The sequence below is a fragment of the Rhodococcus sp. IEGM 27 genome, assembly GCF_033142305.1.
Taxonomy (GTDB): Bacteria; Actinomycetota; Actinomycetes; order Mycobacteriales; family Mycobacteriaceae; genus Rhodococcus_F; species Rhodococcus_F oxybenzonivorans.
Genome location: NZ_JAWLSG010000002.1, coordinates 335366 through 357461 on the forward strand (window position 1 = coordinate 335366; position 22096 = coordinate 357461).

23 protein-coding genes and 1 pseudogene are annotated in these 22096 nt (G+C 65.8%); 19 read left to right on the top strand and 5 right to left on the bottom strand.

The genetic code is table 11. The features are described from left to right. Positions 1-59 precede the first annotated feature (59 nt). The 6 genes from thyX to R4P95_RS07980 all read left to right on the top strand — a co-directional run bounded on the left by thyX (position 60) and on the right by R4P95_RS07980 (position 8301). The gene (gene thyX / locus R4P95_RS07955) at positions 60-812 is read left to right on the top strand and encodes an FAD-dependent thymidylate synthase (RefSeq protein ID WP_213571717.1); all 753 of its coding nucleotides are present in this window, start codon (positions 60-62) and stop codon (positions 810-812) included. Positions 813-855: 43 nt separating this feature from the next. After that, positions 856-1764 carry a 4-hydroxy-tetrahydrodipicolinate synthase gene (gene dapA / locus R4P95_RS07960; RefSeq protein ID WP_109330791.1) on the top strand — a complete coding sequence of 303 codons (909 nt, stop codon included), beginning with the start codon at positions 856-858 and terminating at the stop codon, positions 1762-1764. Continuing rightward, positions 1761-3749, top strand: coding sequence for an RNase J family beta-CASP ribonuclease (locus R4P95_RS07965; protein WP_317746552.1), 1989 nt, complete (start codon positions 1761-1763; stop codon positions 3747-3749). The genes dapA and R4P95_RS07965 overlap by 4 nt, the downstream gene beginning before the upstream one ends. A gap of 25 nt (positions 3750-3774) precedes the next feature. Then, positions 3775-4398 carry a TIGR03085 family metal-binding protein gene (locus R4P95_RS07970; protein WP_213571719.1) on the top strand — a complete coding sequence of 208 codons (624 nt, stop codon included), beginning with the start codon at positions 3775-3777 and terminating at the stop codon, positions 4396-4398. A 78-nt stretch (positions 4399-4476) separates the two neighbouring features. Next, the gene (locus R4P95_RS07975; RefSeq protein ID WP_213571720.1) at positions 4477-7110 is read left to right on the top strand and encodes a DNA translocase FtsK; all 2634 of its coding nucleotides are present in this window, start codon (positions 4477-4479) and stop codon (positions 7108-7110) included. A gap of 207 nt (positions 7111-7317) precedes the next feature. Continuing rightward, positions 7318-8301: a TerC family protein gene (locus R4P95_RS07980; protein ID WP_317746553.1), complete on the top strand. Its 984-nt coding sequence runs from the start codon at positions 7318-7320 to the stop codon at positions 8299-8301. 42 nt (positions 8302-8343) lie between these two features. Here R4P95_RS07980 and R4P95_RS07985 read toward each other — a convergent pair whose 3' ends face one another. Together R4P95_RS07985 and R4P95_RS07990 are read right to left on the bottom strand one after the other, a co-directional pair. Then, complete coding sequence (locus R4P95_RS07985; RefSeq protein WP_317746554.1) at positions 8344-8628, bottom strand: YciI family protein; 285 nt, start codon at positions 8626-8628, stop codon at positions 8344-8346. 71 nt (positions 8629-8699) lie between these two features. Further along, complete coding sequence (locus R4P95_RS07990) at positions 8700-9224, bottom strand: amino-acid N-acetyltransferase (RefSeq protein ID WP_159926295.1); 525 nt, start codon at positions 9222-9224, stop codon at positions 8700-8702. Positions 9225-9341: 117 nt separating this feature from the next. Between R4P95_RS07990 and pgsA the strand changes: the two genes are divergently transcribed. From pgsA to recX, 13 genes and pseudogenes are all read left to right on the top strand, one after another. After that, the gene (gene pgsA / locus R4P95_RS07995) at positions 9342-10004 is read left to right on the top strand and encodes a CDP-diacylglycerol--glycerol-3-phosphate 3-phosphatidyltransferase (RefSeq protein WP_213571723.1); all 663 of its coding nucleotides are present in this window, start codon (positions 9342-9344) and stop codon (positions 10002-10004) included. Beyond that, the gene (locus R4P95_RS08000; RefSeq protein ID WP_317746555.1) at positions 10001-10501 is read left to right on the top strand and encodes a nicotinamide-nucleotide amidohydrolase family protein; all 501 of its coding nucleotides are present in this window, start codon (positions 10001-10003) and stop codon (positions 10499-10501) included. The genes pgsA and R4P95_RS08000 overlap by 4 nt, the downstream gene beginning before the upstream one ends. 70 nt (positions 10502-10571) lie before the next feature. Beyond that, complete coding sequence (locus R4P95_RS08005) at positions 10572-10934, top strand: helix-turn-helix domain-containing protein (RefSeq protein WP_213571725.1); 363 nt, start codon at positions 10572-10574, stop codon at positions 10932-10934. A gap of 155 nt (positions 10935-11089) precedes the next feature. Continuing rightward, entirely contained in the window at positions 11090-11911 is an 822-nt protein-coding gene (pspA, locus tag R4P95_RS08010; RefSeq protein ID WP_159926303.1) for a phage shock protein PspA, read from the top strand. Between the two features lie 16 nt (positions 11912-11927). Beyond that, on the top strand, positions 11928-12758 hold the full coding sequence (gene pspM, locus R4P95_RS08015) for a phage shock envelope stress response protein PspM (protein WP_317746556.1): 831 nt from the start codon (positions 11928-11930) through the stop codon (positions 12756-12758). Between the two features lie 204 nt (positions 12759-12962). After that, on the top strand, positions 12963-13139 hold the full coding sequence (locus R4P95_RS08020) for a hypothetical protein (protein ID WP_201453468.1): 177 nt from the start codon (positions 12963-12965) through the stop codon (positions 13137-13139). Between the two features lie 16 nt (positions 13140-13155). After that, positions 13156-13872: a PIG-L deacetylase family protein gene (locus R4P95_RS08025; RefSeq protein WP_213571729.1), complete on the top strand. Its 717-nt coding sequence runs from the start codon at positions 13156-13158 to the stop codon at positions 13870-13872. Between the two features lie 211 nt (positions 13873-14083). Beyond that, positions 14084-14707 carry a TetR/AcrR family transcriptional regulator gene (locus tag R4P95_RS08030; protein WP_213571730.1) on the top strand — a complete coding sequence of 208 codons (624 nt, stop codon included), beginning with the start codon at positions 14084-14086 and terminating at the stop codon, positions 14705-14707. Further along, entirely contained in the window at positions 14704-16236 is a 1533-nt protein-coding gene (locus tag R4P95_RS08035; RefSeq protein ID WP_397517642.1) for a glycerol-3-phosphate dehydrogenase/oxidase, read from the top strand. The genes R4P95_RS08030 and R4P95_RS08035 overlap by 4 nt, the downstream gene beginning before the upstream one ends. 26 nt (positions 16237-16262) lie before the next feature. Beyond that, positions 16263-17411, top strand: coding sequence for a glycosyltransferase (locus R4P95_RS08040; RefSeq protein ID WP_317746557.1), 1149 nt, complete (start codon positions 16263-16265; stop codon positions 17409-17411). 35 nt (positions 17412-17446) lie between these two features. Next, positions 17447-17626, top strand: a pseudogene (locus R4P95_RS08045) (DUF3046 domain-containing protein); the annotation flags it as partial. A 310-nt stretch (positions 17627-17936) separates the two neighbouring features. After that, on the top strand, positions 17937-18980 hold the full coding sequence (recA, locus tag R4P95_RS08050; protein WP_317746558.1) for a recombinase RecA: 1044 nt from the start codon (positions 17937-17939) through the stop codon (positions 18978-18980). A 10-nt stretch (positions 18981-18990) separates the two neighbouring features. Then, positions 18991-19506 (top strand): recombination regulator RecX, encoded by a 516-nt coding sequence (recX, locus tag R4P95_RS08055; RefSeq protein WP_249353691.1) that lies wholly within the window; start codon positions 18991-18993, stop codon positions 19504-19506. A 61-nt stretch (positions 19507-19567) separates the two neighbouring features. Here recX and R4P95_RS08060 read toward each other — a convergent pair whose 3' ends face one another. The 3 genes from R4P95_RS08060 to R4P95_RS08070 form a co-directional block, all read right to left on the bottom strand. Continuing rightward, positions 19568-20470, bottom strand: coding sequence for an amino acid ABC transporter permease (locus R4P95_RS08060; RefSeq protein ID WP_317746559.1), 903 nt, complete (start codon positions 20468-20470; stop codon positions 19568-19570). Continuing rightward, a complete protein-coding gene (locus R4P95_RS08065; protein ID WP_213571734.1) occupies positions 20467-21147 on the bottom strand; it encodes an amino acid ABC transporter permease in 681 nt (226 codons plus the stop codon). Before R4P95_RS08065 ends, R4P95_RS08060 begins: the two co-directional genes overlap by 4 nt. Before the next feature lie 88 nt (positions 21148-21235). Then, positions 21236-22069: a glutamate ABC transporter substrate-binding protein gene (locus R4P95_RS08070; protein WP_213571735.1), complete on the bottom strand. Its 834-nt coding sequence runs from the start codon at positions 22067-22069 to the stop codon at positions 21236-21238. Positions 22070-22096: the final 27 nt, after the last annotated feature.

Sequence of the window (22096 nt, forward strand, 5' to 3'; positions counted from 1 at the left end):
ACTAGGGTTTATGCATCAGGAATGGATCCGTTCTCGGGTCCGGTAGGAGGATCACGCAGTTGCCGCAGACGGTGTCGCTCAGGGTGCAGCTCGTCGCGAAGACGGAGTTCCTTCCACCGGAGGACATCCCGTGGGAGACGGACGCCGACGGAGGGGAGGCGCTGGCCGAGTTCGCGGGACGCGCCTGCTATCAGAGCTGGTCGAAGCCCAACCCGCGCACGGCGACCAACGCCGGGTATCTTCGCCACCTCCTCGAAGTCGGGCACGAATCCGTCCTGGAACACGGCAGCGTCACCTTTTACATCACCGGAATCTCCCGCTCGTGCACCCACGAGCTGATTCGGCACCGGCATTTCTCCTACTCGCAGTTGTCGCAGCGGTTCGTGCGGGAGAACGACTCCAACGTGGTCGTGCCGCCCGCGATCGCCGGTGATCCCGAGCTCGAGGCACTCTTCGCCAGAGCGACGGACGCGAGCCGGGCGGCATACGGCGAGCTGCTCGAAGCACTCGAGGCCAAGCTTGCGGAGACCTCGAGCCTTCCCGTGCGGAACAAGGAGGCCCGCCAGGCCGCCCGGGCCGTATTGCCCAACGCGACCGAGACCCGGGTGGTGGTCACCGGCAACTACCGCGCGTGGCGTCACTTCGTGTCGATGCGGGCGACCGAGCACGCCGACGTCGAGATTCGTCGACTTGCTGTCGAATGCCTCAGGCAGTTGCAGAAGGCGGCACCTAATGTGTTCGGCGACTTCGAGATCGTCGACTGGGGAGACGGATCGGAAGTGGCGCGGAGCACGTTTTCCGCCGACCTGTGAGTGGTGTGCGAAAGTACCTGGGCCACCGGGTAGCCTTCTGACCATGACCTACGGTGATTCCGCTTCTCACGTCGAGCGTCCGTTCGGCACAGTTTCCACTGCGATGGTGACGCCGTTCACCTCCGACGGAAAGCTGGACGTCGACGCGGGTGTCCGCCTCGCGGCGTACCTCGTCGACAATGGATGCGATGCTCTCGTGCTCGCCGGTACCACCGGTGAGTCGCCGACAACCACCGAGAACGAGAAGCTCGAGCTGCTCCGCGCCGTCATCGACGCCGTCGGCGACCGGGCGAAGATCATCGCAGGCGCAGGAAGTAACGACACCGCCCACAGTGTCGAACTCGCGCGCGACGCCGCCCGCGCCGGGGCGCAGGGACTCCTCGTCGTCACCCCGTACTACTCGCGTCCGCCGCAGGCGGGTCTGTACGCCCACTTCACCGCTGTCGCAGATGCCACCGACCTTCCGGTGATGCTCTACGACATTCCGCCGCGCTCAGTCGTCCCCATCGAGACCGAGACGATCCGCCGCCTCGCCGAGCATCCGCGCATCGTCGCGGTCAAGGACGCGAAGGGCGATTTGAACGCCGGCGCCGAATTGATCGGAACCACCGACCTCCTCTTCTACTCGGGCGATGATCCGCTGAACCTGCCGTGGTTGGCGGTCGGCGCCACCGGTTTCGTCAGCGTGATCGGGCACCTCGTGCCGTCCCGGCTGCGTGAACTCCACACGGCATTCGCGGCCGGCGATATCGCCCGGGCGCGTGCCATCAACCTCAGCCTGATCCCGGTCATCCGATCCGTTGCGCGGTTGGGCGGGGTCAGTGCGTCAAAGGCAGGATTGCGATTGATAGGTCTCGACGTGGGCGAACCCAGGCTCCCTCAAGTGGCACCCACCCACGATCAGCTCGATCTCCTGGCCGCCGACCTTCACGCTGCGGGGGTACTCGCATGACCCGTCCCCCCCGTCGTCGCAGCGCAAGCCGTCAGGCCGGACCGCCGGCTCCCAGCCCGGCCGAGCAGCCCGCAGCACCTCCCGTGCCCGAGCCGTCGGCGGCGGCGGCGGAGCAACCGAAATCGGAACCCCCGCTCGCAGAGAGCCCCACTGCGCCGAAGCAAGCGAAGTCCGCGCCGGTGAAGGCTGCATCCACCAAGACGGGCGCCACCGGCAAGTCGCCCTCGCGCTCTCGTCGCGGTGGTAACGGCAACAAGCGTCCGGACAACCGGGCGGCAACTCCCGATCCGACCGCGCGGCTCGGTGCACCGCCCAAGGCTCCCTTCAAGGGACTGCGAGTGGTCGCCCTCGGGGGCATCGGTGAAATCGGCCGGAACATGACCGTCTTCGAGCATCAGGGCAAACTGCTCATCGTCGACTGCGGCGTGCTGTTTCCCGAGGATCAGCAGCCTGGTGTGGATCTGATCCTGCCGGACTTCCGGCACATCGAGGATCGCATGGCCGATGTCGAGGCCGTCGTCCTCACCCACGGTCACGAGGATCACATCGGGGCGATCCCGTTCCTGCTCCGCCTCCGGCCGGATCTGCCGGTCATCGGCTCCCGGTTCACGCTCGCGCTCGTCGCAGCCAAGTGCCGGGAACATCGTCAGCGACCCAACCTCGTCGAGGTGACGGAAGGCCAGCGCACGGCACACGGCCCGTTCGAGTGTGAGTACTTCGCGGTCAACCACTCCATCCCGGACGCGATCGCGGTCGCCATCAGGACCGACGCCGGAGTCGTGCTGCACACCGGTGACATCAAACTCGACCAGCTTCCGCTCGACGGCAGGCTCACCGACCTCGCCGGCTTCTCGCGTCTCGGCGACGAAGGAGTGGACCTGTTCCTGGTCGACTCGACCAACGCCGAGGTGCCGGGATTCGTCACACCGGAACGTGAGATCGGCGGCGTGCTCGACAACGTCATCGGTAAGGCGAAGCAACGTGTGATCGTGGCGTCGTTCGCCAGCCACGTCCACCGCATCCAGCAGGTCGTCGACGTGGCGCACCGCTACAACCGCCGGGTTGCGTTCGTGGGCCGATCCATGGTCCGCAACATGCAGATCGCACAGGATCTCGGCTACCTGAGCGTGCCCGACGGTCTGGTGGTCGACATCGACACCGCGGCGAACCTGCCCGACGATCGCCTCGTTCTCATCTCCACCGGCTCTCAGGGTGAACCGCTGTCGGCGTTGTCGCGGATGGCGCGGGGTGAGCACCGGCAGATCAATGTCCGGGCCAACGACCTGGTGGTCCTCGCCTCGTCACTGATTCCGGGCAATGAGAACTCCGTCTTCGCGGTGGTGAACGGTCTCGCCAAGCGCGGTGCCACCGTGGTCACGCAGCAGAGCGCCAAGGTGCACGTCTCCGGCCACGCGTCGGCGGGTGAGCTGCTCTACCTGTACAACGCGGTCCGGCCCACCAACGCCATGCCGGTGCACGGCGAATGGCGGCACCTGCGCGCCAACGCCGCGCTGGCCAAGGCCACCGGCGTTCCGGAAGAACGCATCGTGCTCGCCGAGGACGGCGTCGTGGTCGACATGGTGGACGGTCTCGCCGAAATCGTCGGGCAGGTGCCGGTCGGACACGTCTACGTCGACGGACTGTCCGTCGGTGATGTCGGCGACTCCACGCTGTCGGATCGATTGGTTCTCGGGGAGGGCGGGTTCATTGCGATCAACGTGGTGATCGACGACCACACCGGCCGCGCCGTCAGCACCCCGGAGGTGTCCGGGCGCGGATTCTCCGACGACCCGACCGCCCTCAAGGATGCCGCCCAGTTGGTCGAGGCGGAACTCGCGCGCCTGGCCACGGAGGGCATCAACGACGCGCATCGGATCGCCCAGGCGATCCGGCGGGTAGTGGGTAAGTGGGTTGCGGACAAGTACCGTCGCCGGCCGATGATCGTGCCCACCGTGATCGCGGTGCCGTCGTTCGACGGCAAATAGTTCCGCGGCAGGTAAATTCGTTCGGGTGACCTTCGCCCGAGATGAACGCCTTGCCCTGGTCGACTCGATGGCCGAGTTCGGCCCGGATGCGCCCACCCTCTGCGGGGACTGGACCAACCGGGATCTCGCTGCCCACCTCGTCGTCCGTGAACGGCGGCTCGACGCGGCCCCGGGAATCCTCGTCAGCCGTCTCGCCGGTTACACCGAGCGGGTCCAGAACGAGACGGCGACGCGCCCGTGGAGCCGGCTGCTCGACGAGGTCCGGACCGGTCCTCCGCGGTGGTCGCCGATGTACTGGGTCGACGCTCAGGTGAACCTGGGCGAGATGTTCGTCCACCACGAGGACGTGCGCCGTGCCCACGAGGGGTGGGAGCCGCGGATTCTCCCCACAGCGCGCCAGGACGCCCTGTGGGGTCTGGCACGCAAGGTGGGACGGCTCGGCTATCGCCGCGCGCCTGTCACGGTGGTGCTCGAACGTCCGTCGGGTGAGCAGGCGACGGTGCGCAACGCCGCGCCCCGACAGGTCGTTCTCCGAGGTGAACCGGCCGAATTGGCCCTGCACGCGTTCGGGAGAGACGCCGTGCGGATCGAAGCCGCGGGCGACGCCGAGGATGTCGCTGCGATCATGTCACTGGACCGTAGCTTCTGAGGCGCTCGGCACAGGTCGACGGCTGTTACGGGTGTTGCGGATGGTCCGGAAGGTGCCGCAGCGACTAATCTGAGAACCATGGCAGGTAAGGCGAGCGCCCGCGGTTCGAGCACGACGACGTCCACGGCAAGGACGGGCGTGCGGGGTGCCTCGTCTGCGTCCAAGCCGAAGTCGCGGACGACCCGCACTGTCAGCACTCCGCGTAAGGCCACCTCGCCGCGTGCCGGTGCCGCCCGCGGCGGTGGCAGAAAGCCGGCGGCGAAGAAGGCGTCCGGCGCGAGCCCGTTGAAGTCGGTGGGCCGCGGCATCGGCGCCGGATGGTCGCTGGTGGCCAAGGGTGTCGGGGCAACCACCCGCACCGTCGGTAAGGCTGCCGAGATCGAACAAGGACATCGGCGCGACGGAATCGCCCTCGGCCTGATCGCGATGAGTGTCGTCATCGCCGGAGGCATCTGGTTCTCTGCGGGCGGTCCTGTGGGGGAGTGGATCGAAACCGGTGTCCGGGCGGTATTCGGCGGCGCCTCCGCGGTGTTGCCCGTGATCGGCGTCGGCATTGCCGTCGTACTGATGCGAACGGAGCCGAAGCCGGAGATCCGGCCGCGACTGGTGCTCGGGTCGCTGTTGGTGGGGTTGCCCGCACTGGGTCTCTGGCACATTGCGAGTGGCGCCCCCACCGACGCCGACGGCCGCGCGCAGGGTGCGGGTTTCGTCGGCTATGCGGCGGGCGGCCCGTTGACGGACGGACTGACCGTGTGGTTGTCCGCTCCTTTGCTGCTCATGGCAGCGCTCTTCGGCGTCCTGCTGGTCACCGGGACCACGGTGCGCGAAGTCCCCGGCAAGCTGCAGGCGTACTTCGGCACTTCCTTCGGCCGCGACCACTACGCCGACTACGACAGCGAGTACTACGAGGACGGCGAATACGACCCCACGCTGTTCGACGCCGACGGCTACCCGGTGGACGACTACGCGTCCGGACCGAAGGGCGCACCGGCCGACAACTATCCCACCGACGAATACACCGTGAGCGACACGGCGAAGACGGAAGTCCTCGGACTCTGGGACGCCGAGACCGCGGCGGAGCCGGTGCCGCCGCCACCTGTTCCGACGCCGAAACCCGCTCGCCCCAAGACCAAGCCGGTGGTGGCGCCGAAGCCGGAACCCGAACCGGAGCCGCCGCTGCCCGAGGTCGACAAGTTCGTGACCGATCGGGTTGTGGAGGGTGACTACACGCTGCCTCCGACGTCGCTGCTGATCGACGGTGATCCACCGAAGAAGCGCAGTTCGGCCAACGACGCGATGATCGAGGCGATCACCGAGGTCCTCGACCAGTTCAAGATCGATGCCGCGGTCACCGGGTTCACCCGGGGCCCCACCGTCACCCGGTACGAGGTGGAACTCGGTCCCGGCGTCAAGGTCGAGAAGATCACCGCTCTGGCCCGCAATATCGCGTATGCCGTCGCCACCGACAACGTGCGCCTGCTGGCGCCGATCCCCGGAAAGTCCGCCGTCGGTATCGAGGTGCCCAACTCAGACCGCGAGATGGTGCGCCTGGCCGACGTCCTCACCGCGCCTTCGACGCGGAAGGACCACCATCCGCTGGTGATCGGCCTCGGTAAGGACATCGAGGGCCACTTCGTCAGCGCGAACCTGGCAAAGATGCCGCACCTGCTCGTGGCAGGGTCGACCGGCTCCGGTAAGTCCAGCTTCGTCAACTCGATGCTGGTGTCGCTGCTCTCGCGCGCGACGCCCGACGAGGTTCGGATGATCCTCATCGACCCCAAGATGGTCGAACTGACGCCGTACGAGGGCATTCCGCACCTCATCACGCCCATCATCACCCAGCCCAAGAAGGCCGCTGCCGCGCTGGCCTGGTTGGTGGAAGAGATGGAACAGCGTTACCAGGACATGCAGGCCAATCGGGTGCGTCACATCGACGACTTCAACTCCAAGGTGAAGTCCGGGGAAATCACTGCCCCACTCGGAAGTGAACGGGTCTACCGTCCGTATCCGTACATTCTCGCCATCGTCGACGAGCTCGCGGACCTCATGATGACCGCGCCGCGCGATGTCGAGGAAGCAATCGTGCGCATCACCCAGAAGGCGCGTGCAGCCGGCATCCACCTCGTGCTGGCCACGCAGCGACCGTCGGTGGACGTCGTAACCGGGTTGATCAAGACCAATGTGCCCTCGCGACTCGCCTTCGCGACGTCCTCGCTCACCGACTCCCGAGTCATCCTGGATCAGCCCGGTGCCGAGAAGCTGATCGGTATGGGCGACGGGTTGTTCCTCCCGATGGGTGCGGGCAAGCCGACCCGTCTTCAGGGCGCCTTCATCACCGACGAAGAAATCTCGGCGGTGGTCGATTTCAGTAAGAACCAGGCGGAGCCGGAGTACACCGAGGGTGTCACCGCGGCGAAGGTCGGGGAGAAGAAGGATGTCGACTCAGATATCGGCGACGATATGGACGTGCTGCTGCAGGCGGTCGAACTCGTCGTGTCCAGCCAGTTCGGTTCCACGTCGATGCTGCAGCGCAAACTGCGTGTCGGGTTTGCGAAGGCCGGCCGGTTGATGGACCTGATGGAAACTCGGGGTGTGGTCGGACCCAGCGAAGGCTCCAAGGCACGTGAGGTTCTGATCAAGCCCGATGAGTTGGACGGCCTGCTGTGGTCGATCCGCGGTGGAGATCCGAACGAGGCCCCGTCCGACGAGTAGAGCGGACGCAGTGTCCGAAATGTGCGATTCCGGCGCGATGTGGTTGAATGGTCAGCGACTTGGAGGGGAGTATCCCCACCTCTGTGGCAGCATCGTCAGCACGATCGGCACCATTGCCGATCCGGGGCTGCCAGTCGGTCGGACCTCGGTTCGACTCGGCGGGAGAGACCTCCGGTACCCAACGAGGTCTACCGGAGGTCTGTCTACATGCATGTCTCGCCGCTGGTCTGGGTCATCACCTGTGTGGTGATTCTCGGACTGTTCGTCTTCGACTTCTTCGCCCACGTGCGCACCCCGCACGCCCCGAGCTTCCGGGAGTCGGCCTTCTGGTCGACGGTGTACATCGCCATCGCGATCCTGTTCGGATTGATCGTGATGTGGCTCTGGGGCAGCCAGTACGGCGGGGAATACTTCGCGGGTTACGTCACCGAGAAAGCGCTGTCGGTCGACAACCTCTTCGTCTTCGTGATCATCATGGCGATGTTCTCCGTGCCGCGGGAGTTCCAGCAGAAGGTACTGCTGATCGGCATCGTCATGGCGTTGGTGATGCGCGGCATCTTCATTGCCGTCGGCGCGGCGGCCATCAACACCTACAGCTGGGTGTTCTACCTGTTCGGCGCGTTCCTCATCTACACCGCGTACACGCTGGTCCGTGACCACGGGCACGAGAAAGAGGTCGAGGAGGAACGCGACAGCAGGATCGTCGCCCTGGTGAAGAAGGTTCTTCCCACCACGGATTCCTACGACGGCGACAAGCTCGTCACCAGGATCAACGGCAAGCGCGTGGTCACACCGCTGCTTCTGGCACTCGTCGCCATCGGCTTCACCGACGTGCTGTTCGCCCTCGACTCGATTCCGGCGATCTACGGCCTCACTCAGGAGCCGTACCTGGTCTTCACCGCCAACGCGTTCGCGCTCATGGGACTGCGCCAGCTGTACTTCCTGATCGGTGGGCTGCTCGACCGGCTCGTGTACCTGTCTTACGGGCTGTCGATCATTCTGGCGTTCATCGGTGTCAAGCTGGTGTTGCACGCCCTCCACGAGAACACGCTGGGCTTCGTCAACGGCGGGGAACACGTCGCGGTCCCCGAGATCACGACGGGAACGTCTCTCGCCGTCATCGTCGGGGTGCTGGCCGTCACGACTGTGGCCAGCCTCCTCAAGACGCGGAACATGAGCTCCGTCACGTAGCGTTCACTCGCGGAACGCCGGTGGGGGCCGGTACTCGGCGGGTCAGAGACTGAACTCGCCGAGTACCGGGATCCACTCCACGATCCGGGACGCCGTCACCAGGTGGTGGACGGCAAACGGGTCGTGGGTGAACAGCAACTCCACGGTCTCGGCGTCGGCGGCGTCGACGATGATGAAGGCACCAGTGCCGTCGGCGAACGGACCCGAAGACAGTACGGTCTTGCGCTCGACGAGGTCACCGAGCCAGGCCCGGTGGGCGGCACGGTGTTCGTCGCGGCCGGCCGCGGTCTCGTCCGAATAGGTGTACTCCACTACGAACAGTGACATGTTTTCGCTCTCTGTAGGTATGAAAAATTCACTCGCGGCTGGGCCGATTTCGTCCCGGATGCCGGGATTCGTCAGAGTGTGAGGAGCATCCGGGTGTTCCCGAGGGTGTTCGGCTTGACATAGCTGAGGTCGAGGAACTCGGCGACACCGGTGTCGTACGAACGGCACATTTCGGCGTATACCTCCGCGGTGACGGGTGTGCCGTCGATCTCCACGAACCCGTGTTTGGCGAAGAAATCGACCTCGAAGGTGAGCACGAAGAGTCGTTCGAGTTCGAGTTCGCGCGCGACCTCGATCAGTTTTGCGACCACCTGGTGGCCCGCACCCCGGCCCTTCGCCTGCGGATCGACTGCGATGGTGCGCACCTCGCCCAGGTCGGCCCACAGGACGTGCATTGCGCCGCAACCGATTACAGCGCCGTCACGCTCGGCGACCCAGAACTCCTGGATGGATTCGTACAGGGTGACGAGATTCTTTTCGAGCAGAATCTTGCCGGCGTAGATGTCGATCAGACGCTTGATCTCGGGCACGTCGGAGGTTCGTGCTCGCCGCACGATCAGCTGATTGTCGGCGGTGTTCGGCGTCCGAGATGTCATGGCGTGAACATTAGCCAACAGCCCTACCGATATTCTTAGGCACGTGCCGGTACCGCCTCTGACTTCTCCCCGATCCCCAGGACGTCCAGGGGCGCAGTTCGACGCCGTGGTGTGCCGATGAGTACGCAGCGTGAGGATCGGCCGTCGGCAGATGACCCGACGGCTCCGAACCCCGCTGTCGAGCCGGCGAGTGAGACGCAGGTGCCACTACTCAACATCGCTAACATTCTGACGATCCTGCGGATCTTGCTGGTGCCGGTCTTCCTGGTCGTACTGCTGATCGGCGACGGTCACGAGCTGGTGTGGCGGCTGGTGGCGACAGGCGTGTTCGCGGTGGCGGCCATCACGGACCGGATCGACGGTCAGCTGGCCCGTAAATACGGATTGGTCACCGATTTCGGCAAGCTCGCCGATCCGATCGCAGACAAGGCGCTGATCGGTGCCGCACTGGTCGGTCTCTCCGTGCTGGGCGATCTGCCCTGGTGGGTGACGGTCGTCATCGCGGTACGTGAACTGGGCATCACCCTGCTGCGGTTCGCCGTGTTGCGCCACGCCGTCATTCCGGCAGGCAGGGGAGGAAAGCTCAAAACACTCGTGCAGACGATCGCGATCGGTTTCTACCTCTTGCCACTTCCCGACGCCTTCGATGTCGCCGGCTGGGTACTCATGGGCGCTGCCGTGGCACTGACGGTGATCACCGGGCTCGACTATGTCGTCCAGGCCGTTCGTCTACGCGCCGGGGTCCACCGAGTCGAGATGAGGGCGGGCACCGGCGCATGACCGACCCGTTGACCCCCGGCACCCGCGTGGGCGAACTGGTGGATCTGCTGACCCGGCGCGGTGAGACGGTCGCGACTGCGGAATCACTGACGGCGGGACTTCTCGCGGCGACCATCGCGGGCGTTCCGGGCGCCAGCAAGATCCTCCGCGGCGGCCTCGTCGTCTATGCGACAGATCTCAAGGAGACGCTTGCAGGCGTGGATCCCGTCTCGCTGGCCGCGGACGGACCCGTCTCGGCGTCCACCGCCGGCGGACTTGCCGAGGCTGCACGCGTGCGCTGCGCCGCCGACTGGGGGATCGGCCTGACCGGTGTCGCGGGCCCGGACACGCAGGACGGGCACCCCGTCGGCACGGTATTCCTGGGAATCGCCGGTGCCGGTGGGCACTCGGTGCTCGAACTGCGATTGGCAGGCGACAGATGGGGAATCCGTAAATCTGCGGTTTCTGCGGCCGTGTCGGAACTCCTCGATCGCATGCAGGAAACATCCGCAGGCTAAGGTCGGGAACCAATCGGTCCTGTTCGCGCGTTGAGTAGGCGAGACAGGTGACGGATGAAGGAGGAGCGAGATGGCGCTGCTATTGCGTGAGGCAATCGGTGACAGTCTTCGGCGCACGCGCGTTTCGCAGAGCCGGACCCTGCGTGAGGTGTCGAACAGTGCGCGAGTGAGCCTCGGGTACCTGTCCGAGGTCGAGCGGGGGCGTAAAGAGGCCTCGAGCGAGCTTCTGGCGGCGATCTGCGATGCGTTGGAGGTTCCACTCTCCGATGTCCTCGTCGACGTCAGCGAGTCGCTGTCCGACCGATCGTCGGCCGAGCGTGCGGCTGACGGAGCTTCGGCCGAGGTGTCCGCACGGGCCGGTTCGACGACCATCGCCCGCGACACGAGGGTCGTGATTCCCGCGCCGACGGCGCAGGCACTCGCTGCTGCGTAGCACCGCGCCCGCCGAACCGATAGATTTCACGTAACGCCGATCTCGTCTTCGGTGGTCAGACAGGCAGTCGGGGCGCAGCCCTTGTTCCGGTGCGTGACGGTCGCGCATCGGGTCGCGCATCGCGCGGCGCAACAGATGGAGGCAGGATCAAACCCATGGCTAATCCTTTCGTCAAGGGATGGAAGTACCTGATGGCGCTCTTCAATTCCAAGATCGATGAGAAGGCTGACCCCAAGGTTCAGATTCAGCAGGCGATCGAGGATGCGCAGCGTCAGCACCAGGCCCTTTCACAGCAGGCCGCGTCTGTCATCGGCAACCAGCGCCAGCTCGAGATGAAGCTGAGCCGTCAACTCGACGAGGTCGAGAAGCTGAACGCCAATGCCCGGCAGGCCGTCAACCTGGCTGATCAGGCGCAAGCTGCCGGTGACACCGAGAAGGCGATCCAGTACACCAACGCCGCCGAGGCCTTCGCTGCTCAACTGGTCACAGCAGAGCAGGGCGTCGAAGACCTCAAAGCTTTGCACGATCAGTCGCTCCAGGCCGCCGCGCAGGCAAAGAAGGCCGTGGAGCAGAACGCGATGGCACTGCAGTCCAAGGTTGCGGAACGCACCAAGCTGCTCAGTCAGCTCGAGCAGGCGAAGATGCAGGAGCGGGTCAGCGAGTCGCTGCGTTCGATGGACAGCACGCTGTCCGCGCCCGGCAATACACCCAGCCTCGACGCCGTGCGCGACAAGATCGAACGCCGCTACGCCGACGCACTGGGCTCCGCCGAACTCGCCCAGAACTCGGTCTCCGGTCGCATGATGGAAGTGCAGCAGGCCAGCATCCAGATGGCAGGCCACAGCCGCCTCGAGCAGATCCGCGCGTCGATGAAGGGTGATGCGCTCCCTTCCGGTGGGACCGCCGCCGCCCCGGCTACCCCAGCCGCCAATCAGCAGCCTCCCGCCGCGGGCCAGACCGGCACTGCGGGTCAGTAGCCGAACACTGATCCCCATGAGTTCCACCCGAGGTGGCCGACCCGGACGTGTCGTCCGGTCGGCCACTGTCGTATCCGGCCTCGCTGGAGTGCAGGGCGCCTTGCGGGACGCCGGTGAGTCGGTCGTCGAGGCTGCTCAGCGCTGGCGTGATCCGCGCGAACGCCTGTTACGGAGGAAGCGACGCGCTCGCCGGTGGGCGCAGCGCTACGGCGTCCTGTCCGGATCCTCGGCGACCGGTGCTGCGGGCCTCGCCCTCGCCGCTGCTCCCGAATGGTCGATGGTGATGGCCGGCGGCGGCGCGGTCGTGTTCGCGCTGCCGGCGGTGATGGCGCTGAACCGTTACCGGAAGCTCGACGCCGTCGTGCCGCCGCCGGGCCGCCCTGACCGACGGTCCCTTCCGTCGCCCTCCTCGGCCGCCCGGGAGCCGATGGAGCGGCTCGTGCACAGCGAGCGCGCACTCCACGGAATTCTGGGGGTGCTCAGTCGTTCGGCGGCGATCAGGCCGGATGACATCGAAGACACCCACCGCACAGCGCGGTCCGCGGCGGCCGCTCTGCACGCGGTCGCCGTCGATATCGCGGAGATGGAGAGCGCCGCCGCCGGAAGCCGGGCGGCAGCGCCGTCGCTCCACCGGGCCATCGCGTCCGCCGCTGCACAACTCGACGACGGCGTCGATCAATTCGAGGAACTGGTAGCTGCTGCCGCCGAAGTCACGGTTCCCGGCGCGTCCGGGGCGGTGGGCGGCCTTGCCACCGAACGTGCGGAGCTGGTGTCGGCTACCGAAAAGCTGGCCGGCCTCGCCGCGGCGCTCGGCGAGATCGACGACATCGTGCGCCGATACCGCTGAGCTCGGTCATGTCTTTCCCATGGCGTCGTGACCGGCGCCGTCCGGGCTCAGGGGAGTGGGGGACAACCCTGAACTTTCCCTGATCTTTGCGATGACCTGGTGCTTTACGAGCAGCTACGTGCCAGGCTGGTGTGCGTACCCGACGAGTGGGGTCCATCGGATGTCGCGCAGGAATCGATCGGGGAGATGTGAGTGGAGGAAGTCATGTTCTGGAAAATCGTTCTGGCGATCGTGCTGATCTGGATCGCGCTGGCCGTCGTCGGTGCCTTGATCGAGGGCCTGTTCTGGGTACTTGTCGTCAGTGCCGTCGTGTTCGGGGCATACCTCCTGTACAAGGCGATGTCCGGATCCGGCGAGAAGTCTGACATCACACGCCTCTGAGGTGCAGTCTCGAACCATGCAACCGGTACCTGAGGACTGGCATCGCGGGCTCGTCGTCGTCGCCCACCCCGATGACATCGAATACGGGGCGGCAGCGGCGATCGCCCGATGGACCGCACAGGGCAAGGACATCCGATATGTGCTCGCGACCAGTGGCGAAGCCGGAATCGCGGGACTGCACCCTCGTGAATCGGGTCCCATCCGCGAGGAGGAGGAGCGTCGCTCGGCGGCCGTCGTCGGGGTGTCCCAAGTGGAGTTTCTCGGCTACCCCGACGGGCGGCTCGTCGAAAGTCTGGATCTGCGCCGCGACCTCGCTGCGGCCATTCGGCGTCATCGCCCCGACATGGTGGTGACCGCACACTTCGGCGATACCTGGGGTCCCGGGCAGCCCAACAGTGCCGACCATCGCGCCCTCGGACGCAGTGTCCTCGATGCCGCAGCGGATGCCGCGAATGAGTGGATCTTTCCCGAACTGGGGGAGAGGGGACTGCCGCCGTGGCGCGGCGTGCGCTGGGTCGCGGTCAACACCATGCAACCCACTCACGCGGTCGACGTCACGGACACCGTCGATCGAGCCGTGCTGTCACTCGCCGAGCATGCACGCTATCTCGAAGCGCTGTCCGACATCCCCGTGGGAAAACAGGCGCGCGCCCAGGTCGAGGCGGTCACCGCCCCACAGCCCGGATTCGAAGCCGACCGCGCCGTCGGCTTCGACCTCTACTACTTCGAGTGACTCCGCCTTCCTGAAGCGCTGTGGCACCCCGCGCCGGCGTGGCGGGGGCTTGCGGTGTCGGTTCAAGACTCGGGCCTTGACGGAAACCCTACGATTCCCGAACTACGTGTCCGCGCCCTCCACTGACGGCCGACGCCCACAGTCTCGAGCACAGTTAAGTACTGCGGTGCCGAGGTGAGAACATCGCCGATGCGTTACGGTGTTACACACGATGTCTATCCGTAATCCTCTGTCGCGTGACGACAGCACGCCGAGCGTCGACGACGCCATACTCGACGCAGCTCGTTCCTGCATCCTCGACTTCGGGTTGCGCAGAACCACCCTGGCCGAGGTCGCGCGCCGGGCGGGGGTCAGCCGACCGACGGTCTACCGTCGTTGGGCGGACACCCGGGCGGTGGTCGCCGACCTCATGACGCGCGAGATCGCCGATCTCACCCCGGCATTCACACTCGACGAGCCGGTTTACGACCAACTCGTCGACGCTGTCGTCGATGTCTCCGCGGCGGTGCGACATCATCCGCTCTTCGTCAAGATTCTGCGCTCGGATCAGGAACTCTTCACGACATACGTCCTCGAGCGCCTGGGAACCAGCCAGAAAGCGATCATCGACCGGGTGGCACTCGCCGTGGTTGCCGGCCAGCGACAGAACTCCGTGCGCGCCGGCGACAGTCGCCACATCGCCACCATGGTGCTGCTCGTCGCGCAGTCCGCGGTCCAATCAGCGGCAATGGTCGCCGAGGAACTACCCGACGATGCGCTTACCGGAGAGCTGCGCCGGGCGATCGGTGCCTACCTTGCACCACCGAACCACGAGAGCGCTGGAGGACTTCGGTGAACGACGGAATTTCGACTCACCCCTCGGCGCTCCATGCCGACCGCAGGACCCGCGAACTGCACCAGCTGGCAGACGACGGGCGCATCGACGTACTCGTGATCGGTGGCGGCGTGACCGGCGCCGGTGTGGCCTTCGATGCCGCGACGCGGGGGTTGAATGTCGTGCTCGTCGAGAAACGCGACCTCGCGTTCGGAACCAGCAGGTGGAGTTCCAAGCTCGTGCACGGGGGATTGCGCTACCTGGCGTCGGGCAACGTCGGTATCGCACGGGAAAGTGCGATCGAACGGGGGATTCTGATGACCCGGACGGCCCCACACCTCGTCCGGGCACTGCCGCAGCTGGTTCCCGTCCTCGACTCCACCACCGTGTTCGGCAAGACCCTGGTTCGCGCGGGTTTCCTCGCGGGCGACATCTTGCGCGCCGGGGCACACACGTCGCCGACCATCCTGCCGAGGTCGCGGACGGTGCGTCCCGACCGTGTGGCCGAGCTCGCCCCAGCAGTGCGCAGGCAGGGGTTGCGAGGCGGTCTCGTCGCGTTCGACGGACAGCTCGTCGACGATGCTCGACTCGTGATCGGTCTCGCCCGTACGGCAGCGATGCACGGCGCGAAAATTCTCACACGGACGGGCGCGTACAAGGTGACCGGCACGTCGGCCACACTGCGTGACGAGTTGACCGGGTCGGAAATGGTGATCGAGGCGCGCACGGTGATCAACGCGGCGGGGGTCTGGTCGGGGGAGATCGACCCCGACATCAGTCTCAGGCCGAGTCGTGGCACGCACCTCGTGCTGTCCGCAGGCCGCCTCGGCAATCCCACCGCCGCGCTGACCGTGCCCATCCCGGGGGCGTCCAATCGTTTCGTCTTCGCGTTGCCGGCCCAATTGGGCAGGGTGTACCTCGGTTTGACGGACGAGGCGGCACCCGGGCCTGTGCCCGACATCCCGGCCGCGTCCGAGGAGGAGATCGACTTCCTGCTGGCCACAGTCAACACTGCTTTGGAGAACCCGCTGGGACGCTCGGATGTTCTGGGTACATTCGCAGGTCTGCGCCCTCTCCTCCACACCGGCGACGGCTCGACGGCCGACCTGTCTCGCAACCACGCGGTCCTGCATTCCAGCACGGGACTCGTCAGCGTGGTCGGTGGCAAGCTGACCACCTACCGCAAGATGGCGGAAGACGCGGTCGACGCCGTCGTCGAGCTCGCAGGACTGCCGGCGGGTCCCTGCCGCACTCGCGCACTGCCGCTCGTCGGTGCCGCCTCCCCGGACGCCCTGCGAAACGTGGCCGCGCCGCCGTCGCTGATCGCCCGCTACGGAACCGAAGCCGCGCTGGTCGCCGCCGACCCTGCCATGCTGGCGCCGATTGCGGACGGGTTGGACGTCAGCCGTGCCGAACTCGACTTCGGGGTCTCGCACGAGGGCGCGCTCGACGTAGATGATCTCCTCGACCGGCGTACCCGGATCGGGCTCGTCGCGGCCGACCGGGCGCGGGCGCTGGGCGCTGCCGAATCGGCGTTCGAGACTCGGTGACGACGGCCGTGTGACACCCTGTGCTCGTGCGAGTCGCTGTGGTCGCCGGGCCGGATCCCGGACATGCCTTTCCTGCCCTTGCCTTGTGCCTGGCATTCATCGAGGCGGGCGACGAACCGGTCCTGTTCACAGGCGCCCGCTGGATCGAGCCGGCACGGGCCGCCGGAGTGCCCACCGAACTGCTGAGGGGCCTCGCACCGCGGCCCATCGATGACGATCTCGACGTAGGCGCGCGCATCCACGGACGGGCCGCGCACATCTCCACCGAACTCTTGCCCGACCTGCGCGCGATGAACCCCGACCTGGTGGTATCCGACATCCTCACCGCGGGCGGAGGAATGGCCGCCGAGAGGTTGGGGATCCCCTGGATCGAACTGTCACCGCATCCGCTCTACGCACCGTCGAAGGGATTGCCGCCGATCGGTAGTGGTCTCGCTCCCGGGACCGGTGTCCGCGGCCGGATTCGCGATACCCTCATGCGGGCCGCGACGGCACGATCGATCCGGCAGGGTGAGCGGCAGCGCACGCAGGCGCGCGTCAGTGTCGGACTGCCGAGCGAGGACCCGGGGCCTGTGCGCCGACTTATCGCCACCCTTCCTGCGCTCGAGGTGCCGCGACCCGATTGGCCTGCGGAGACGTATGTGGTCGGCCCGCTGTTGTGGGAACCCACCGACGAGGTGCTACCCGTCCCCGACGGCAGCGATCCGCTGGTCATGGTTGCGCCGTCCACCGCCTTCACCGGCGCCGAAGGCATGCTCGAGACCACCCTCAGCGGACTCGGGGGAGCCGGAGTGCGGGTGATCGCCTCCATCCTGGAGGGAGCGCCGACGACGGTCCCGGCCTGGGCGCGCGCCGGGCTCGGACGGCAGGACGTCATGTTGCAGCATGCCGACGTCGTCGTCTGCGGGGGTGGCCACGGGATGCTCGCAAAGGCGCTGCTTGCAGGAGTTCCGGTCGTGGTAGTGCCCGGAGGCGGCGATCAATGGGAACTGGCCAACCGAGCCGTCCGGCAGGGGAGCGCCGTCATCGTCCGACCACCGAGCCCGGATGCTCTTCGTGCCGCGGTGGAACGGGTGCTGTCCCACGCGGCATTCACCGAGGCGGCACAACGGGCCGCGAAAACCGTCGCCGAAGTCGATGATCCCGTCGAAGTGTGCCGTGGAGCGCTGCGATGACAACCTGCGCCGCGCGCGTCCGCTAGCGTAGAAACGTGCGACTGACCGAATTTCACCAACTGGTCCGCGACGAGTTCGGGCAGATGCGCGGCGACGCACTGCTCGTCGACCACGTCCTCCTCGGCCTCGGTGGCAAAACCGCCGCCGAAGCCATCGAGGAAGGCCGCGAACCACGGGAAGTGTGGCGAGAACTCTGCGCCGAATTCGACGTCCCCCGCAGCGTAGATGAGCGGCACCGCCGCGGGGTAGATGAGCGGCACCGCCGCGGGGTAGATGAGCGGCAAGGCCGCAGTGCAGACGAGCGGCACCGCCGCGGTGGAGATGAGCGGCACCGCCGCGGTGCAGATGAGCGGCACCGCCGCCTGATCAGGCGGCCGGCAATCCGGGCGGCGTGTCGAACACCCGATCGCGACAATCGAACACACGTTCCCCTATGCTGGAGATGTTCAGTGGTCACGGTTCGTGTCGGTACCTGGATCTAACCTGACCGCAGAGCACAGACGAACTCGAGAATGGGGACCGACGATGGCACCACAAGCACACGATCGCGACAAGGCGCTCGACCTGGCGCTTGCGCAGATCGACAAGAACTTCGGCAAGGGCTCGGTGATGCGCCTGGGCGAAGGTGTGCGTCAGCCCATCGCTGTCATCCCGACCGGTTCCATCGCGTTGGACGTGGCCCTCGGCATCGGCGGCCTGCCCCGGGGCCGAGTCGTCGAAATCTACGGCCCGGAGTCGTCGGGTAAGACGACGGTCGCTCTGCATGCGGTCGCCAATGCCCAGGCTGCCGGCGGCATCGCCGCCTTCATCGACGCCGAGCACGCTCTCGATCCCGACTATGCCCAGAAGCTCGGTGTCGACACCGATGCCCTGCTGGTGTCGCAGCCCGACACCGGCGAGCAGGCACTCGAAATCGCCGACATGCTGATCCGTTCCGGCGCCCTCGACATTCTCGTGATCGACTCGGTGGCGGCGCTCGTCCCCCGTGCCGAGATCGAAGGCGAAATGGGCGACAGCCACGTGGGTTTGCAGGCCCGTCTGATGAGCCAGGCGCTGCGCAAGATGACTGGTGCGCTCAGCAATTCGGGCACCACCGCCATCTTCATCAACCAGCTGCGCGAGAAGATCGGCGTCATGTTCGGTTCCCCCGAAACGACCACGGGCGGTAAAGCGCTGAAGTTCTACTCCTCGGTGCGCCTGGACGTTCGGCGTATCGAGACCCTCAAGGACGGCACGGACGCGGTCGGTAACCGCACGCGCGTCAAGGTCGTCAAGAACAAGGTGGCCCCGCCGTTCAAGCAGGCAGAGTTCGACATCCTCTACGGCCTCGGAATCAGCAAGGAAGGCTCGCTGATCGACATGGGCGTCGAGCACGGGTTCATCCGCAAGTCCGGATCCTGGTACACGTACGAAGGCGACCAGTTGGGGCAGGGTAAGGAAAATGCCCGAAAGTTCTTGCTGGAGAACACCGATATCCGGGACGAGATCGAGAAGAAGATCAAGGAAAAGCTCGGGATCGGGGCCGACGTGACCGCTGTGACGGACGACGCTGCCCCGGTCGACTTCTAGGGAAGAGACCGTGCGTCCGACGGGCGAAGGTGGGACAGAGACGCAGGCCAAGGAATTGTGCCTGCGTCTCCTCACGGATCGTGCCCGAAGCAGAGCAGAACTGTCCGAGCGGCTCGCGAAGAAGGGCTACTCGGCCGATATTTCCGAACGTGTACTCGATCGCCTCAGCGAAGTCGGATTGGTCAATGACGCCGACTTCGCCCAGCAATGGGTCCAGTCGCGGCACACCTACTCCGGCAAAGGCAAGCGGGCGCTAGCCATGGAATTGCGCCGCAAAGGCATCGGCCAGGAGCACGCCAGCGAGGCGCTCGCACAGATCGACAACGAAGACGAACGCGAACGGGCCACAGAACTGGTCGCGAAGAAGCTGCGGACGCTTTCCGTCGACGACCGCGACCGGGCAGTTCGACGCCTCGTGTCGATGCTTGCGCGCCGGGGCTTTTCACAGGGAATGGCATTCGAGGTGGTCAAAGAGCAGCTCGATCACCTCGGCGACGACACCGACGGAATGTTCGACGACGGGTGAGCCCCGCAGCATTCCGGCAGTTACGGCAGGGTGGGACGGCGTTCCACCCTGCCGCTCCACATCACAGTCTCTTGTCGGTGATGTCCAGTCCCGGAACCGAGACCGCAGGAACGACCCCGATGTCCGCCGGGGGGATCGCTCCACCCTTGCGACCGGAACGCAGTCGCTTCTCCACTCGGGTCGCCACGACGGTCAGTGTCGAGTTGAGCACAATCATGATGATGGCCACGACAATCAACGCGGGCAGGTAGTTGCCGTAGAAGGCGCCGAGTTGCTGCCCCGAGCGCACCACCTCCACGTACCCGATGAGGTAACCGAGAGCGGAGTCCTTCAAAGCCACCACCATCTGCGAGATGATGGCCGGCAGCATCGCCGTGACGGCTTGCGGAAGGAGGATCGTCCGCATGATCTGGCCTTTGCGCATACCCAGGGCCATCGCCGCCTCACGTTGCCCCTTGGGGAGTGAGTTGATCCCTGCGCGCACAATTTCGGCGATCACCGAACCGTTGTAGAGAGTGAGACCCACGATGACGGCGGCGAGGGCCAGATACTTCGACTTGAAGACCTCGTATTCGGCGAAGAGCTGGTACGAGAAGATCATCAGAATCAGCACCGGGATGGAACGGAAAAGTTCCACGACCCCGCCGGCAATCCACCGAATCGGTCGATGATCCGACAGTCGGCCGATACCGAGAATCGCGCCGAGAATCAACGCAAACACGATCGACACGGCTGCAGCCACGAGCGTTCCGCGGATGCCGGGAATCAGATAGGTGGTCCACGATGTCGACTCGACGAAGGGATTCCACTTCGCGGACGTCAGCTGTCCCTTGTCGTCGAGCGCTACGAAGACGAGGTAACCGATGCCGAGGAGGACGACGGCCACCGCCACGGAGATCAAGCGGTAGGTGTTCCGCGCGCGGGGTCCGGGGGCGTCGTAGAGGACAGTGGCGGAATTGCTCATCGTGCAACCTCGAATCGCTTGCTCAGGTAGCCGAACAGAAGGCCCATCGGCAGTGTGAGAACCACGAATCCGAGGGCGAAGATGCCACCGACGACGAAGATTGCGGCCTCGTTCTCGATCATCTCCTTCATGAGAAGTGACGCCTCGGCGACGCCGATCACCGAGGCGATCGTGGTGTTCTTGGTCAAGGCGATGAGGACGCTACCCAGGGGTGCGGTCACGGCGCGGAAAGCCTGGGGCAGCACGATCAGGCGCAGATTCTGAGAGAACGTGAGGCCGAGTGACCGTCCGGCCTCGGCCTGCCCGACGTGCACGGTGTTGATACCGGACCGGAGCGACTCGCAGACGAAGGCCGCGGTGTAGACGCTCAAACCCAGAACGGCGAGCCGAAAGTTGTTCTCGGTGAAGAAAGTCGGTGACTGTTCGGGGGCGAGAGTGACGCCCATCGTCTGGAAGAGCCCGAACGAACAGAAAATGATGATGAGTGTCAGGGGAGTGTTCCGGAAGATTGTCACGTACGCGGCGCCGACGCCGCGTGCGACGGGAATCGGCGACACCCGCATCGCGGCGAGGATGGTGCCGAGTATCAGCGCGCCGATGGCCGAGAAGGCGGTGAGTTGCACCGTCGTCCAGAAGGCGTCGATCAGCTGATCGCTGTACTTGCTCAGTAGGTCCACTTACCGTCTCCCGAGATCCCGGTGGTTGGAGTCGAACCGTGTCGGACGGCCCGCCGAAGCGAGGCCGTCCGACACGGAGAGAAAATACTCAGTAACGATCGACGGTCGGCGGTGCAGGCAGCGGGTAGCCGGAAGCTCCGACGGTGTCGTTGAACGCGGTCTGCCACGAACCGTCCGCGATCATCGCGTCGACGGCGTCGTTGATCTTGCCGCGGGTTTCGTCGTCGCCCTTGGCGAGGCCGATTCCGTACCGCTCCTCGGTGAAGGGTTCACCGACCACCTTCAGCTCACCCGGGTACTGGGCGGCGTAACCGGCCAGGATGATGTCGTCGGTGGTCACGGCGTCGACCGCGCCGTTACGCAGGGCCTCGACACAGGCGGAGTAGGTGTCGAACTCCTGCAGCTGCACATCCTGGGCGTACTGGTCCTTGACCTTCTGCGCGGGCGTGGAACCCGTGACCGAGCACAACTTCTTTCCGCCGCGCAGTGAATCGGGGCCCGTGATGTCGGTGTTCTCCGACTTCACCAGAAGTGACTGTCCCGCAATAAAGTACGGTCCCGCGAAGTCGACCTTTTCCTTGCGGGCGTCCGTGATCGAGTAGGTGGCGACGATGTAGTCGACCTCACCGTTCTGGATCAGGGTCTCGCGCTGTGCGGACGGCGACTCCTTGAACTCGATGTTCTCGGGTGCGACGCCCAGCTTACCGGCCACGTATTCGGCCACCTCGACGTCGAAGCCGCTGAAGCTTCCGTCGGGGTTACGCTGCCCGAGACCAGGCTGGTCGAATTTGATGCCCACGGTCAACTTGCCCTCGGATGCACTCTGAGAAGCGCTTTTCTCCTCACCTCCGCCGCAGCCGGACGCGACGACGGCGACTGCCATGACGCCGATTCCCCAACGAATCGCGCGATTGATCCTCATCGAGTTCCTCTCCATAGAAATAACGGG

Excerpts from the sequence above, each read along its gene's own strand:
- dapA (WP_109330791.1), top strand. The coding sequence starts at position 856 with ATGACCTACGGTGATTCCGCTTCTCACGTCGAGCGTCCGTTCGGCACA.
- R4P95_RS07965 (WP_317746552.1), top strand. The coding sequence starts at position 1,761 with ATGACCCGTCCCCCCCGTCGTCGCAGCGCAAGCCGTCAGGCCGGACCG.
- R4P95_RS07975 (WP_213571720.1), top strand. The coding sequence starts at position 4,477 with ATGGCAGGTAAGGCGAGCGCCCGCGGTTCGAGCACGACGACGTCCACG.
- R4P95_RS07980 (WP_317746553.1), top strand. The coding sequence starts at position 7,318 with ATGCATGTCTCGCCGCTGGTCTGGGTCATCACCTGTGTGGTGATTCTC.
- R4P95_RS07985 (WP_317746554.1), bottom strand. The coding sequence starts at position 8,628 with ATGTCACTGTTCGTAGTGGAGTACACCTATTCGGACGAGACCGCGGCC.
- R4P95_RS07990 (WP_159926295.1), bottom strand. The coding sequence starts at position 9,224 with ATGACATCTCGGACGCCGAACACCGCCGACAATCAGCTGATCGTGCGG.
- pgsA (WP_213571723.1), top strand. The coding sequence starts at position 9,342 with ATGAGTACGCAGCGTGAGGATCGGCCGTCGGCAGATGACCCGACGGCT.
- R4P95_RS08000 (WP_317746555.1), top strand. The coding sequence starts at position 10,001 with ATGACCGACCCGTTGACCCCCGGCACCCGCGTGGGCGAACTGGTGGAT.
- R4P95_RS08005 (WP_213571725.1), top strand. The coding sequence starts at position 10,572 with ATGGCGCTGCTATTGCGTGAGGCAATCGGTGACAGTCTTCGGCGCACG.
- pspA (WP_159926303.1), top strand. The coding sequence starts at position 11,090 with ATGGCTAATCCTTTCGTCAAGGGATGGAAGTACCTGATGGCGCTCTTC.
- pspM (WP_317746556.1), top strand. The coding sequence starts at position 11,928 with ATGAGTTCCACCCGAGGTGGCCGACCCGGACGTGTCGTCCGGTCGGCC.
- R4P95_RS08020 (WP_201453468.1), top strand. The coding sequence starts at position 12,963 with ATGTTCTGGAAAATCGTTCTGGCGATCGTGCTGATCTGGATCGCGCTG.
- R4P95_RS08025 (WP_213571729.1), top strand. The coding sequence starts at position 13,156 with ATGCAACCGGTACCTGAGGACTGGCATCGCGGGCTCGTCGTCGTCGCC.
- R4P95_RS08030 (WP_213571730.1), top strand. The coding sequence starts at position 14,084 with ATGTCTATCCGTAATCCTCTGTCGCGTGACGACAGCACGCCGAGCGTC.
- recA (WP_317746558.1), top strand. The coding sequence starts at position 17,937 with ATGGCACCACAAGCACACGATCGCGACAAGGCGCTCGACCTGGCGCTT.
- R4P95_RS08060 (WP_317746559.1), bottom strand. The coding sequence starts at position 20,470 with ATGAGCAATTCCGCCACTGTCCTCTACGACGCCCCCGGACCCCGCGCG.
- R4P95_RS08070 (WP_213571735.1), bottom strand. The coding sequence starts at position 22,069 with ATGAGGATCAATCGCGCGATTCGTTGGGGAATCGGCGTCATGGCAGTC.